Annotated in this window: 11 protein-coding genes and 1 pseudogene; 8 read left to right on the plus strand and 4 right to left on the minus strand. The window is 60.3% G+C overall.

From position 1 onward, the window contains the following. Window positions 1-81 precede the first annotated feature (81 nt). The 6 genes from LOY38_RS16055 to fabI are packed head-to-tail and all read left to right on the plus strand — an operon-like array spanning window position 82 to window position 8,256. Complete coding sequence (locus tag LOY38_RS16055) at window positions 82-1,890, plus strand: extracellular solute-binding protein (RefSeq protein WP_408980633.1); 1,809 nt, start codon at window positions 82-84, stop codon at window positions 1,888-1,890. Further along, complete coding sequence (locus LOY38_RS16060; RefSeq protein WP_258696074.1) at window positions 1,887-3,728, plus strand: extracellular solute-binding protein; 1,842 nt, start codon at window positions 1,887-1,889, stop codon at window positions 3,726-3,728. The genes LOY38_RS16055 and LOY38_RS16060 overlap by 4 nt, the downstream gene beginning before the upstream one ends. Window positions 3,729-3,732: 4 nt before the next feature. Continuing rightward, window positions 3,733-4,806 (plus strand): microcin C ABC transporter permease YejB, encoded by a 1,074-nt coding sequence (locus LOY38_RS16065; RefSeq protein WP_258696075.1) that lies wholly within the window; start codon window positions 3,733-3,735, stop codon window positions 4,804-4,806. 1 nt (window position 4,807) lies between these two features. Next, window positions 4,808-5,827: an ABC transporter permease gene (locus tag LOY38_RS16070; protein ID WP_258696076.1), complete on the plus strand. Its 1,020-nt coding sequence runs from the start codon at window positions 4,808-4,810 to the stop codon at window positions 5,825-5,827. A 1-nt stretch (window position 5,828) separates the two neighbouring features. After that, window positions 5,829-7,439, plus strand: coding sequence for an ABC transporter ATP-binding protein (locus LOY38_RS16075; RefSeq protein WP_258696077.1), 1,611 nt, complete (start codon window positions 5,829-5,831; stop codon window positions 7,437-7,439). Window positions 7,440-7,461: 22 nt separating this feature from the next. Continuing rightward, window positions 7,462-8,256: an enoyl-ACP reductase FabI gene (gene fabI / locus LOY38_RS16080; protein ID WP_253424056.1), complete on the plus strand. Its 795-nt coding sequence runs from the start codon at window positions 7,462-7,464 to the stop codon at window positions 8,254-8,256. Window positions 8,257-8,422: 166 nt separating this feature from the next. Here fabI and LOY38_RS16085 read toward each other — a convergent pair whose 3' ends face one another. Beyond that, window positions 8,423-9,289: a LysR family transcriptional regulator gene (locus tag LOY38_RS16085; protein WP_258696078.1), complete on the minus strand. Its 867-nt coding sequence runs from the start codon at window positions 9,287-9,289 to the stop codon at window positions 8,423-8,425. A 114-nt stretch (window positions 9,290-9,403) separates the two neighbouring features. On the opposite strand from LOY38_RS16085, the gene LOY38_RS16090 reads away from it, so the two are divergent. Next, window positions 9,404-9,829: a VOC family protein gene (locus LOY38_RS16090; protein WP_258696079.1), complete on the plus strand. Its 426-nt coding sequence runs from the start codon at window positions 9,404-9,406 to the stop codon at window positions 9,827-9,829. Then, window positions 9,826-10,652, plus strand: a pseudogene (locus LOY38_RS16095) (amidase family protein). The gene LOY38_RS16090 and the pseudogene LOY38_RS16095 overlap by 4 nt, the downstream one beginning before the upstream one ends. Here LOY38_RS16095 and LOY38_RS16100 read toward each other — a convergent pair. The 3 genes from LOY38_RS16100 to LOY38_RS16110 all read right to left on the minus strand — a co-directional run bounded on the left by LOY38_RS16100 (window position 10,631) and on the right by LOY38_RS16110 (window position 14,065). Further along, entirely contained in the window at window positions 10,631-11,242 is a 612-nt protein-coding gene (locus LOY38_RS16100; RefSeq protein WP_258696080.1) for a GGDEF domain-containing protein, read from the minus strand. The pseudogene LOY38_RS16095 and the gene LOY38_RS16100 overlap by 22 nt on opposite strands. 74 nt (window positions 11,243-11,316) lie before the next feature. Next, entirely contained in the window at window positions 11,317-11,895 is a 579-nt protein-coding gene (locus tag LOY38_RS16105; RefSeq protein WP_258696081.1) for a hypothetical protein, read from the minus strand. Between the two features lies 1 nt (window position 11,896). After that, window positions 11,897-14,065, minus strand: a complete 2,169-nt coding sequence (locus LOY38_RS16110) for a xanthine dehydrogenase family protein molybdopterin-binding subunit (RefSeq protein WP_258696082.1) — start codon at window positions 14,063-14,065, stop codon at window positions 11,897-11,899. Window positions 14,066-14,075 lie beyond the last annotated feature (10 nt).

Below are 14,075 nucleotides of genomic sequence, written 5' to 3' on the forward strand. Positions count from 1 at the left end.
TACAAGCTGTTACTGTACGGCCCACAAAGCCCAAGCCGCCTGGATCGGATCTCTGACTTGAAGCGTCCCCTCCTCCTTTTCCTGATCAGCCTGGCCTTGAGCGCCTCCGCAAGCGCGACGATCAGCGAAAGCCACGGTTATGCGCAGTTCGGCACGCTCAAGTACCCGGCCAGATTTACCCACTTCGACTGGGTCAACCCGCAAGCGCCCAAGGGCGGTACGTTGCGGGTGATGGCGTTTGGCACCTTCGATACGCTCAACCCTTACACCTTCAAAGGTTCGAGCCCGGTTTCCACCGCCAACTTCCTGCAATACGGCATCAACGAACTCAACGAACCGCTGATGGTCGGCACCGGCCAGTACGCGCCGTCCGGCGACGAGCCGACGTCCAGTTATGGCCTGATCGCCCAATCGGTGGAATACAGCGAGGACCGCAGCTGGGTGGTGTTCAACCTGCGCCCCGAAGCGCGTTTCCACGATGGCACGCCGATCACCGCCTACGACGTGGCGTTCTCTTACCGTCTGCTGCTCAAGGAAGGTCATCCGCAATACCGCACCAACCTTCAGGAAGTGTCGCGGGTCGACATCCTCAATCCGCAACGCATCCGTTTCGTCTTCAAACGCTCCGGCAATCCCCTGCTGATCCTGCGGCTGGGCGAGTTGCCGGTGTTGCCCCAGCATTACTGGGAAGGCCGCGACTTCAAGGCCACCACCTTCGAACCGCCATTGGGCAGCGGGCCGTATCGCATCACTTCAGTAACGCCCGGCCGACAGATCGTCTTCGAACGGGTCAAGGATTACTGGGGCAAGGACCTGCCGGTCAATCGCGGCAAGTACAACGTCGATCGCATGGAAGTCGAGTTCTACCGTGACAGCGACGTGGCCTTCGAAGCGTTCAAGGCCGGTGAATTCGATATTTACATCGAACACCAGGCGAAGAACTGGGCCAACGGCTACAACTTCCCGGCCGTGCGCCGTGGCGATGTGATCAAGGCGCAAATCGCGCATCAGATTCCAACCCAGAGCCAGGGCCTGTTCATGAACACCCGGCGACCCACCTTCGCCGAAGCCAAGGTCCGCGAAGCGCTGGGGCTGATGTTCGACTTCGAGTGGACCAACCGCACGCTGTTCAGCGGCGCTTACAAGCGCGCCATGAGTTATTACCCCAACAGCGAGTTCTCCGCCACCGGGCTACCGGTCGGTCACGAATGGCTGTTGCTCAAGCCCTATCGCGATCAGTTGCCCGCCAAGCTGCTCACCGAGCCGTTCAGCCTGCCGCAGACCGAAGGCCGCGGCATTCCACGGGAAACCCTGCGCAAGGCCCTGAGCCTGCTCTCCGAGGCCGGCTGGAAGCTCAATGGTCAGCGACTACAGAACGCTATTGGCCAACCGCTGCGCTTCGAGATCTTGCTGGTCAACCCTAATCTGGAACGCATTCTTCAGCCTTACGTCGAGAACCTCGCCAGCATCGGCATCGACGCACGGCTGCGCACGGTCGATCGCGCCCAGTACAAACAGCGCCTCGATCAGTTCGATTTCGACATGATCCTGATGACCCTCAACCAGACCCTCAGCCCGGGTCTGGAGCAATGGCAGTATTTCCACTCCAGTCAGGTCGGGGTCAGAGGCAGCAAGAACTACGCAGGCATCGCCAACCCGGTGGTCGACCACTTACTCGAACAACTGCTCGCCGCCCAGACCCGTGATGCACAAGTCGCCGCCGGCAAGGCGCTGGACCGGGTGCTGCTGTGGCAGCACTTCATCATTCCCAACTGGTACCTCAATTATCACCGCCTGGCCTACCGCAACCGGTTCGCCTTCGTCACGACGCCGCCCTACACTCTGGGCCTGAGCGCGTGGTGGCTGAAATCTTCGGAGAAAGATCAATGAAACCCGTACGCGCCCTGCTCTTGCAGGCCAGCGGTCTGTTGTTCGCCGGGCTGGCCAGCGCCGCCCCGCAACATGCCCTGACCCTGTACAACGAGCCGCCGAAATACCCGGCCGATTTCAAACACTTCGATTACGTGAACCCCGACGCGCCCAAGGGCGGGATCTTCCGTGAGGCCGGGTTCGGTGGCTTCGACAGCCTCAATCCGTTCATCAACAAAGGCGTGCCGGCCGACGACATCAGCATGATCTACGACACCCTGACCAAACAGGGTCTCGATGAGCCGTTCACTCAATATGGCTTGATCGCCGGCAAAATCGAAAAAGCCCCGGACAACAGCTGGGTGCGCTTCTACCTGCGTCCCGAAGCACGTTTCCACGACGGCCACCCGGTGCGTGCCGAAGACGTGGTGTTCAGCTTCCAGACCCTGATCAAGGACGGCGCCCCGCTCTACCGCGGCTATTACAGCGATGTGGAAGAAGTGATCGCCGAAAACCCGCTCAAAGTGCTATTCAAGTTCAAGCACAAAAACAATCGCGAACTGCCGCTGATCCTCGGCCAGTTACCGGTACTGCCCAAACATTGGTGGGCGACCCGCGACTTCAACAAGGGCAATCTGGAACTGCCGCTGGGCAGCGGCCCGTACAAGGTCAGCGAAGTGAAGGCCGGACGTTCGGTACGCTATGAACGGGTCAAGGATTACTGGGGCAAGGACCTGCCGGTCAATCGTGGCTTCTACAATTTCGACGTGATGACCACCGACTACTACCGCGACAACACCGTCGCGCTGGAAGCACTCAAGGCCGGTCAGTTCGACTACTGGCTGGAATCGGTCGCGAAAAACTGGGCCAAAGCCTACAACATTCCGGCGGTGACCGAAGGTCGGCTGATCAAGGAAGAGATCGCCAACAGCAAACCCACCGGCATGCAAGGCTTCGTGTTCAACCTGCGCCGCCCGGTGCTTCAGGATGTGCGCGTGCGTCACGCGCTGACCCTGTTGCTGGACTTCGAATGGACCAACAAACAACTGTTCAACGGCGCCTACGCGCGCACCCGCAGTTTTTTCGAAAACTCGGATATGGCCGCCACCGGCCTGCCGGACGCCGATCAACTGGCGATCCTCGACCCGTTTCGCGGCAAGATCCCCGAGCAAGTGTTCAGCGAAGCGTTTCAGAACCCGGTGACCGACGCCAGCGGCATGATCCGCACCCAACAGCGCAAAGCCTATCAACTGCTGCAAGAGGCTGGCTGGCGAATCGTCGACGACAAGATGGTCGACGCCACCGGCAAACCGGTGACGATCGAATTCCTGCTGGCCCAGACCGAACTCGAGCGAGTGCTGCTGCCGTTCAAACGCAACTTGAGCGACCTGGGTATCGATCTGCTGATTCGCCGGGTCGACGTCTCGCAGTACGTCAATCGTGTGCGTTCACGGGACTTCGATATGATCGTCGGCAGCTTCCCGCAGTCCAGTTCGCCGGGCAACGAACAGCGCGAGTTCTGGACGTCTGCCGCCGCCGACAAACCTGGCAGCCGCAACTCCATGGGCCTGAAAGACCCGGTGGTGGACCAATTGGTCGAGCAACTGATCAACGCCGATTCGCGTAAAAGCCTGGTGGCCCACACCCGTGCGCTGGACCGCGTGCTGCAATGGGGCTATTACGTGATCCCTAACTGGCACATCAAGACTTGGCGCGTGGCTTACTGGAACCACATCGGCCATCCGAAAATCTCACCCAAGTACGACGTTGGCACGGATACCTGGTGGGTCAAGCCCGCCACAAAACCTGCGGTAGAAGTCGAAACCAAACTGCAAGCCGACCCTGCGGGCACGGAGTAATCAGATGCTGGCGTATATTTTTCGGCGACTGCTGCTGATCATCCCGACCCTGCTCGGCATTTTGCTGATCAACTTCGTGATCATCCAGGCCGCCCCCGGTGGGCCGGTGGAACAGATGATCGCCAAGCTCGAAGGCTTCGAAGGCGCCACCAGCCGCATTGCCGGCGGCGGTGCCGAAGTGTCGGTGGCCGGCTCGGCGTATCGTGGGGCGCAAGGCCTGGACCCGGCGCTGGTCAAGGAAATCGAGCACATGTACGGCTTCGACAAATCGGCGCCGGAACGCTTGTGGATCATGATCAAGAACTACGCCACCCTGGATTTCGGCGACAGCTTCTTCCGTGACGCCAAGGTCATCGACCTGATCAAGGAAAAGATGCCGGTGTCGATCTCCCTCGGGCTGTGGAGCACGCTGATCATGTACCTGGTGTCGATCCCGCTGGGGATCGCCAAGGCGACGCGACACGGTAGCCACTTCGATGTGTGGACCAGTTCGGCGATCATCGTCGGCTACGCGATCCCGGCGTTCCTGTTCGCCATTCTGCTGATTGTGGTGTTCGCCGGCGGCAGTTATTTCGACTGGTTCCCGCTACGGGGCCTGACCTCGAACAACTTCGATGAGCTCAGCACCGGCGGCAAGATCCTCGATTACTTCTGGCACCTGGCACTGCCGGTGACCGCACTGGTGATCGGCCATTTCGCCACCATGACCCTGCTGACCAAAAACAGCTTCCTCGACGAAATCAACAAGCAATACGTGGTCACCGCCAAAGCCAAGGGCCTGACCCGCCACCGCGTGCTCTACGGCCATGTGTTTCGCAACGCCATGCTGTTGGTGATCGCCGGTTTCCCTTCAGCGCTCATCGGCATCTTCTTCACCGGCTCACTGCTGGTGGAGGTGATCTTCTCCCTCGACGGCCTCGGTTTGATGAGCTTCGAAGCAGCGATCAACCGCGACTACCCGATCGTCTTCGGCGCGCTGTTCATCTTCACTCTGCTGGGGCTGGTGGTGAAGCTGATCGGCGACCTCACGTACACCCTTGTCGATCCGCGCATCGACTTCGAAAGCCGGGAGCATTGAGATGAGCCTGTCCCCTCTCAATCGCCGACGTTTCGAACTGTTCAAGGCCAATAAGCGTGGCTGGTGGTCGTTGTGGCTGTTTCTGATTCTGTTCGGCGCAAGCCTCGGCGCCGAGCTGATCGCCAACGACAAACCGCTGGTGGTGCATTACGACAACACCTGGTATTTCCCGGCACTCAAGCGTTACCCGGAAACCTCGTTCGGCGGCGAATTCCCGCTGGAAGCCAACTACAAGAGCCCGTACATCCGCGAACTGCTCAAGGCCAAGGACGCCTGGGTTTTGTGGGCGCCGATTCCCTACAGCTACCAGAGCATCAACTACGACCTGAAAGTCCCGGCCCCCGCGCCGCCGTCCGCCGATAACCTGCTGGGCACCGATGACCAGGGCCGCGACGTGTTGGCCCGGGTGATTTACGGCTTCCGGATTTCGGTGCTGTTCGCTTTGACGCTGACCATTCTCAGCTCGATCATCGGCGTGATCGCCGGGGCCTTGCAGGGTTTTTATGGCGGCTGGGTCGATCTGGCCGGGCAGCGTTTTCTGGAGATCTGGTCCGGGTTGCCGGTGCTGTACCTGCTGATCATCCTCGCCAGCTTCGTGCAGCCGAACTTCTGGTGGCTGTTGGGGATCATGCTGCTGTTCTCGTGGATGAGCCTGGTGGATGTGGTGCGCGCCGAGTTCCTGCGCGGGCGGAATCTGGAATACGTTCGCGCGGCCCGGGCGCTGGGCATGCGCAATGGTGCGATCATGTTCCGCCACATTTTGCCCAACGCCATGGTCTCGACCATGACCTTCATGCCGTTCATCCTGACCGGCGCCATCGGCACCCTGACCGCACTGGACTTCCTTGGCTTCGGCCTGCCACCGGGCGCACCGTCCCTGGGTGAACTGGTGGCCCAGGGCAAATCCAACCTGCAAGCGCCGTGGCTCGGCATGAGTGCGTTTGCGGTGCTGGCGCTGATGTTGAGTCTGCTGGTGTTCATCGGCGAGTCCGCTCGCGATGCCTTCGACCCGAGGAAGTGAAATGAATCAGGACAATCTGATCGAAGTGCGCGACCTGGCCGTCGAATTTGTCGTCGGCGAGCACGTTCAGCGGGTGGTCGAAGGCGTCAGCTTCGACATCAAGCGCGGCGAAACCCTGGCCCTGGTGGGTGAAAGCGGCTCCGGTAAATCGGTGACCGCGCATTCGATCCTGCGGCTGCTGCCCTACCCGCTGGCCCGGCATCCGTCCGGTACCATCGAGTATTCCGGGCAAAACCTGCTGAGCCTGAAAGAGAAAACCATCCGCCACATCCGCGGCAACCGGATCGCGATGATCTTTCAAGAGCCGATGACCTCGCTCAATCCCCTGCATTCGATCGAGAAGCAGATCAACGAGGTGCTGGGCATCCACAAAGGCCTGACCGGCAAAGGCGCGACCAAGCGCACGCTGGAACTGCTGGAGATGGTCGGCATCCCGGAACCCGAGAAGCGTCTCAAGGCCCTGCCCCACGAATTGTCCGGCGGCCAGCGCCAGCGGGTGATGATCGCCATGGCCCTGGCCAATGAGCCGGAACTGCTGATCGCCGACGAACCGACCACCGCGCTGGACGTGACCGTTCAGTTGAAAATCCTCGAACTGCTCAAGGAATTGCAGGCCCGTCTGGGCATGGCGTTGTTACTGATCAGTCATGATTTGAACCTTGTGCGAAGAATTGCGCATCGCGTATGTGTCATGCAGCGCGGTTGCATCGTCGAACAGGCATCGTGCGAAGAATTGTTCCGCGCGCCGCAGCATCCGTACACTCGGGAACTGCTGGCAGCGGAGCCGAGCGGCAAACCGGCGACCAACGTGATTGGCCCGCCATTGCTGCAGGTCGAGGACCTGAAAGTCTGGTTCCCGATCAAGAAAGGCTTTCTGAAAAAGACCGTCGACCACATCAAAGCGGTGGACGGGATCAATTTCAGCCTGCCCCAGGGCCAGACTCTGGGGATTGTGGGAGAAAGCGGTTCCGGCAAATCGACGCTCGGCCTGGCGATATTGCGGCTGATCGGCAGCAAAGGTGCGATCCGTTTTGAAGGCAAGCAGCTAGACTGCCTGACGCAGCACGAAATTCGGCCGCTGCGACGGGAAATGCAGGTGGTGTTTCAGGACCCCTTCGGCAGCCTGAGCCCACGGATGTGCGTGAGCCAGATCGTCGGCGAAGGCCTGCGGATCCACAAGATGGGCACCGAGGCCGAACAGGAACAAGCGATTATTGCGGCACTCAAGGAGGTAGGTCTGGACCCGGAAACCCGGCACCGCTACCCCCATGAATTTTCCGGTGGGCAACGGCAGAGAATCGCCATTGCCCGGGCATTAGTGCTAAAACCGGCGTTGATTCTGCTGGACGAGCCGACTTCGGCCCTCGACCGGACCGTGCAACGCCAAGTGGTGGAGCTGCTACGTTCACTGCAAACCAAGTACAACCTGACGTATCTGTTTATCAGCCATGACCTGGCTGTCGTCAAAGCGCTGAGCCACCAGCTGATGGTGGTCAAGCATGGCCAAGTGGTCGAACAGGGAGACGCGCAACGTATTTTTGCCGCCCCCCAACATCCGTATACACAGCAGTTGCTGGAGGCCGCTTTTCTGGCACCAGCCACTGCGCAATAAACCTGAAAGAGAGGAGCAACACATGGGTTTTCTCGCCGGTAAGCGCGTACTGATCGTCGGTGTCGCCAGCAAGCTGTCCATCGCATCCGGCATCGCTGCCGCCATGCATCGCGAGGGCGCTGAGCTTGCCTTCACTTATCAGAACGACAAACTCAAGGGTCGTGTCGAAGAGTTCGCACAAGGCTGGGGCTCGAGCCCTGAACTGTGCTTCCCGTGCGACGTGGCCAGCGATGCAGAAATCGCCAAGGTCTTCGAAGAGTTGAGCAAGAAGTGGGACGGCCTGGACTGCATCGTGCACTCCGTCGGCTTCGCCCCGGGCGACCAACTGGACGGCGACTTCACCGAAGCCACCACCCGTGAAGGTTTCCGCATCGCTCACGACATCAGCGCCTACAGCTTCGTGGCCCTGGCCAAGGCGGGTCGCGAAATGATGAAAGGCCGCAATGGCAGCCTGCTGACCCTGTCGTACCTGGGCGCCGAGCGCACCATGCCTAACTACAACGTAATGGGCATGGCCAAGGCTTCCCTGGAAGCTGGCGTACGTTACCTGGCCGGCTCCCTGGGCCCGGACGGCACTCGCGTCAACTGCGTATCGGCCGGCCCGATCCGCACCCTCGCCGCTTCCGGCATCAAGAACTTCCGCAAAATGCTGGCCGTCAACGAAGCGCAAACTCCGTTGCGTCGTAACGTCACCATCGAAGAAGTCGGCAACGCCGGCGCCTTCCTGTGCTCGGACCTGGCGTCCGGCATCAGCGGTGAAATCATGTACGTAGACGGCGGCTTCAACACCACCGCCATGGGCAACATCGAAGAGTGATCTTCGGTTAGCCGCTAAAAACCCGCCTCTTCAGGCGGGTTTTTTTATGCCTGCCATTTCAAAATCGATGCAACCCCCCTGTGGGAGCGAGCCTGCTCGCGATAGCGGTTCGTCAGTCGATACATGCCGTGCATCTGACATTGTCATCGCGAGCAGGGGATGGTGTTCAGTCGTCGATTTGTGTCAGACACCGGGCAAACAGCTGCTGGATCGGCTGCATCCGCTGGCTATAACGCTGCAACAGCACGATCTCCCGATAGAACGTCAGTTCGCCCAACTCAATCACCCTCACCCTGGCGCCATGTTCAAGCCACAGCCCGGCCCTGGGCAACAATGAAACGCCCAATCCGCACTCAACCATTTTCACGATAGCTTCCAGCTCATCCAGCTCCAGAGCTACCCGCACATCAATCTGCTGCTCGCGCAAAAAACGCGTCACCAGTCGCCCGCCAAATGAATTGCGGTCGTAGCGTACGTGGGGGTGGTTGACGAGTAACTGCAGCGGGTCGTCCTCCTCAAGATCTACCGGCACGATCAGCACAAACGGCTCCCGGCGAATCACTTGCACCGATAGTTCCTTGGGTAATTCAAACGGCGGCTTGATCAGAATCGCCAGGTCCACTTCCCCAGTGTCCACCTGGCTCAACAGGCTCAGGGATACCCCCGGCACCAGTTTCGCCTCCAGCAATGGCGCCTGTTGCCGAAGGCGCAACAGCGCCCGTGGCAACAACCCGGTCTGGACGGTGGCCACCGCGCCGATCTTCAATTCGCCACGAAACTCGCTGATGTCATCACTGACGGCCATGCGGTTGAAGGTTTCGAGAATTTCCTGAGCCATCGGCAACGCTCGCTGCCCCGCCGCATTGAGGAGGGCCTGACGTCCAGTGCGATCGAACAGACGTATGCCCAACGCCTGCTCCAGATTGCGGATCTGCGCGCTGACCGCCGACTGAGTCAGGCCGATGTGCATGCCTGCCGCAGCGAACGTGCCATGGCGCGTCACGGCAATGAAAGTTTTCAGTTCCCGCAGCATACGGCTCCCCAATTGATCGAAATAATTTGAGCTCGCTGCAAAAACTATCGTCTTTCAATCAAAAAGCACAGGACTAAACTCAGTCTTAACTCTCAACCCGTCGAGGCATGTCCGATGCAACTGTCCCCTTTTCACTTAGCCATCCCGGTTTACGATCTGGCCGCTGCCCGGCGCTTCTATGGTGAAGTGTTCGGTCTGGAAGAAGGTCGCTCCAGCGATCACTGGGTCGATTTCAACTTTTTCGGCCATCAACTGGTGATTCATCTGGCCCCGAAAAACGCTTCTCAGGAAGCTGCCCATACCAACGCCGTGGATGGCCACGACGTACCGGTGCCGCATTTCGGTGTGGTATTGGGGATGGAGGAATGGCAGGCGCTGGCCGAACGCTTGAAAGCCCTGGGTACGCACTTCGTGATCGAGCCGGGTATCCGCTTTCAGGGATTGGTGGGCGAACAAGCCACGATGTTTCTCTTCGACCCCTGCGGCAATGCCTTGGAGTTCAAGGCGTTCAAGAACATCGACCAGTTGTTTGCCAAATGATCCGCCCGTCCCTTGACGCTACTGCCCTCAGCGAAGCGGTGGTCAATGGCGATACAACCGCTGCCGCCATCGCCGACGCCTTTCTTGAACGCATTCAGGCGCACGAGCCGGATATCCAGGCCTTCGTTTCGTTCGATGCCCGGCAGGTTCGCGCCGATGCGGCGCAAAACAATGGCCGTGGCCTGTTGGCCGGCGTACCCGTGGGCATCAAGGACATCTTCGACACCGCTGCCTATCCGACGCAATTCTATTCGCCCATCTATACCGGCCATCAACCGTCCCGGGATGCCCACGTAGTGACGCTGCTGCGCCAAGCCGGAGCACTGATGTCAGCGAAGTGCGGCTACCGGATGAGTTTGCCGGTGTGTTCGACGATCATCAGTTGATCAACGATTGCGAAGGTGCCCGCTCGCTGGCGAAGGAGTTCCAACAACACCGGACACAATTGAGCCCCTCGACACTGGCAATGTTCAATCGAGCGGCGGCGACAACATGGGAACAGGAATCCGCCGCCAAGAGCCGTTTGGCAGCCCTTGCACCGCAACTGAATGAGCTTTGCCAACCCTTCGACGCGATGCTCGGCGCCTCATGCGGGATGGTCGCGCCGGTGGGCCTGGAAAGCACCGGACCGTCGGATTTCATCAAGTTCTGGGGAGCGTTCGGCTGGCCGCAGGTGAATATCCCGCTGCCTCGCGCCGAAGCGCAACTGCCGACCGGACTGCAGATGATCGGGCGGTTCAGGCACGACGGCTCGTTATTGCGAACGGCATCCCGAATTGCAGCGGACTTGCGGGGCAGCCCTCAAAACTCAACCTGGCCTTGATGACGAACCTCATCAAGCGCCAGCATCAGGCCATCGACTGTTTTGTGATGGTCGGGATCGAATTCGATTTGCGCGACACTGAAGCGAATGTCATAGCCACGATGCACCGTGGCATTGCGCTCATCGAGCATTTCTTCGAGCCGCGTCCTGATCGCGACGATCTCCACCGCGTTGGCGCCGGTCAACAAAGCGGCAAACTCATCACTGCCCAACCGGCCGATCACATCGCTTTCACGAAAGGCGATACGCAGCACATCGGCGAAGGTTTTCAGGGCATTGTCGCCCTCGGTGCGGCCATACAGCCGGTTAATGCGCTTGAAGTGATCGAGGTCGAAAAACAGCAGAGTCGCGGGCTTGCCCATCTGCTGACAGGCCTCCAGCCCCAACCGGGCCAGGGCCTCGAAGCCATGACGATTGGAAAGCAGCGTCAACTCATCCATGCTCGCCATCTGCACGCCCATCAGCTCTTGCTCGGCCTTGCGCGACAAGTTGCGCAGTACCTCGCGATCCTGCACTGCACTATCGAGCGCGTTCGGCGTGTGCATGTCTGCGCCAACGCCGGATTTGACCGGTTTGTCTGGGGTTAGCATTACTCACTCCCTTGATGGATATGAACGTTAGAGTCGTTCACACCTGGTTTGACTCCCTATAAACCCGCCGCTGGTCAGCTACCCGCCACCGGACACGGCCCTCCAGCGTCCGCCCAGCGTTTGAACTGGGTGACAAAGATGTCGTGAGGCACCGGCACCGGCGCCCGCCCCTCACCCGGATTCCAGCCCCAGAGCACCAGCTTGTCGTCACTGACATGCTTGATCAACGCCGCGAAATCACGATCGCCATTACTGGAGCGATCCTTGATCATCGCGCACAACTTGTCGGCTGGCAGACCGATCCAGGCCATTTTGTGCGCGGCCGGCGGCAGGCTCCAATGCGGCGCCCCGGGCGGAGCATGAGGGCCATAGCTGGCCGGCGGATTGCTCTCGGCATGGCACGTAGCGCACGGCAAACCGGCAGCCCCCTTACCGTCCATCCCGCGAACCACACGCATCGCATGAGGATTGCCGGCATCGAATTGCAACGGCGAATCACCGGGAATATGACAGTTCTGACAACGCGGGCTCTGGAACACCTTCTGCACCGTCTCGAACGCCTTCACCGCCTCCTTATCGTCAGCGAACAGGTCCGAGGCATAGCCACTCAGCCCGATCAGCACCACTGCGCCCAGAACCAGATGTCGTCTCATCTCACACCCCCGACAGTTGCAGCGGCAGTTCCCGCAGACGCTGCCCGGTCAGGGCAAACACCGCATTCGCCACGGCCGGCGCCACGGGCGGCACCCCGACCTCGCCGATGCCGCCGGGTTTATCGCTGCTGGGGACGATATGCACCTCGACCACGGGCATCTCGTTCAAGCGCAGTACCTGATAGTCATGATAATTGGACTGCACCACCTGACCGTCCTTGAACGTCAGCTTGCTGTGCAAGGTAAATCCGAGACCGAAGGTGATGCCTGACTCCATCTGCGCGGCGATGCTCTGCGGGTTGACCGCAATGCCGCAGTCCACCGCGCACACCACCCGATGCACACGAATCGCCAGGTTGTCCTGCGACACCTCGGCCACCTGGGCGACATAACTGCCGAAAGACTCATGCACCGCCACGCCCAATGCGTGGCCGTCCGGCAATGGCGCTTTCCAGTTGGCTTTCTCCACCGCCAGATTCAGCACGCCCAAATGCCGTGGATGCGCCTTGAGCAAGGCTCGTCGGTACTCCACCGGATCTTTGCCGGCCGCCTCTGCCAGTTCATCGATCAACGACTCCATGACGAATGCGGTGTGGGTGTGCCCCACCGACCGCAGCCACAACACGCTGACGCCGGTTTGCGGTGAATGCAGATCGACCTGGTGATTGGCCAGACCTTCAAGATAAGGACTGTCGGCCACGCCTTCGACCGAGGTTTTGTCGACGCCATCCTTGACCATGGTCGCCGCGAACGACGTACCGGTCAGGATCGACTGCCCGACCAGCACATGCTTCCAGGCCATCGGCATGCCGTCGGCACCCAGCCCGATGCGCGCCTGATGCAGGAACGCCGAGCGATAGTAACCGCCGCGAATATCATCCTCTCGGGACCAGACGGTTTTCACCGGCTCGCCCGCCGCCTTGGCGACATACACGGCTTCGCTGACAAAATCCGAGGTCGGGTTGGCCCGACGGCCGAAACCGCCGCCGAGGAATTGGGTGTGGATTTCGACCTGTTCGGGTTTGAGCCCGGTGATCTTCCCCGCGATCATTTGATCAAGGGTCTGAAACTGTGTGCCAGTCCAGATTTCGCATTTATCCTTGGAGATTTTCACCGTGCAATTGAGCGGTTCCATCGGCGCGTGGGCCAGGTACGGCACGCTGTATTCGGCCTCAATCGTCTTCGCCGCTTTACCCAGCATCGCCGCCGCATCACCGGCCCGGCTGGCCGAGGTGCCGGGGGTGGCGGCGAGTTTACGGAAGCTTTCCAGCAGCTGTTGGCTGTCCAGTCCGGCGTTCGGCCCCAGGTCCCATTCGACCTTCAGCGCATCGCGCCCCAGCTTCGCCGCCCAATAATGATCGGCAATCACCGCGACCCCCGTGGGCACCTGCACTACTTTGTGCACGCCCGGCACCGCCAGCGCTTCAGCGCCTTCGAAGGATTTGACGCTGCCACCGAACACCGGTGGGCGAGCGACCATCGCCGTCATGAGCCCGTCGAATTGCACGTCCATGCCGAACTTGGCGCGCCCGGTGATTTTCTCCGGGGTGTCGAGGCGCTTGGTGGGTTTGCCGATGACCTTCCAGTCCTTGGCTTCCTTGAACTTGATCGAGGCCGGGTCCGGCGCCGGCAGCTTGCCGGCGTCATCCGCCAATTCACCGTAAGTGGCGCGCTTGTCGCCGGCGATGACCACCCCCGACTCGGTGCGGATCTGCGAAGGTGCGACGTTGAATCGCTTGGCCGCCGCCTCGATCAACATCAAGCGCGCCGCCGCTCCGGCCTGGCGATAGCGATCGAACTCCATCCAGGTCGAGGTCGAACCGCCGGTGATTTGCATCCCGCCAAACGCCGGCAGGCCATAGTCGGCGGCCGAGGCCGGTGCATGTTCGACACGGATTTTCGACCAGTCGGCGTCCAGCTCTTCGGCAATCAACATGGTCAGGCCGGTCCAGATGCCCTGGCCCATTTCCGAATGGCCGAGCAGCACGGTGATGCTGTTGTCGTTGCCGATGCGTAAAAAGGCATTGGGCGCGAAGACATTGCCTTGATTCTCGGCGCCCAGAGCAAAGCGATTGGCACCCGGAATGACAAACGCCACCACCAGACCGCTGCCCAACACTGCACTGCCCTTGAGAAAACCGCGACGTGAGACAGGGTTGATTCTGTTCATGGGTCAGCTC

Origin of the sequence: Pseudomonas sp. B21-015 (genome assembly GCF_024749285.1) — a bacterium.
GTDB lineage: Bacteria > Pseudomonadota > Gammaproteobacteria > Pseudomonadales > Pseudomonadaceae > Aquipseudomonas.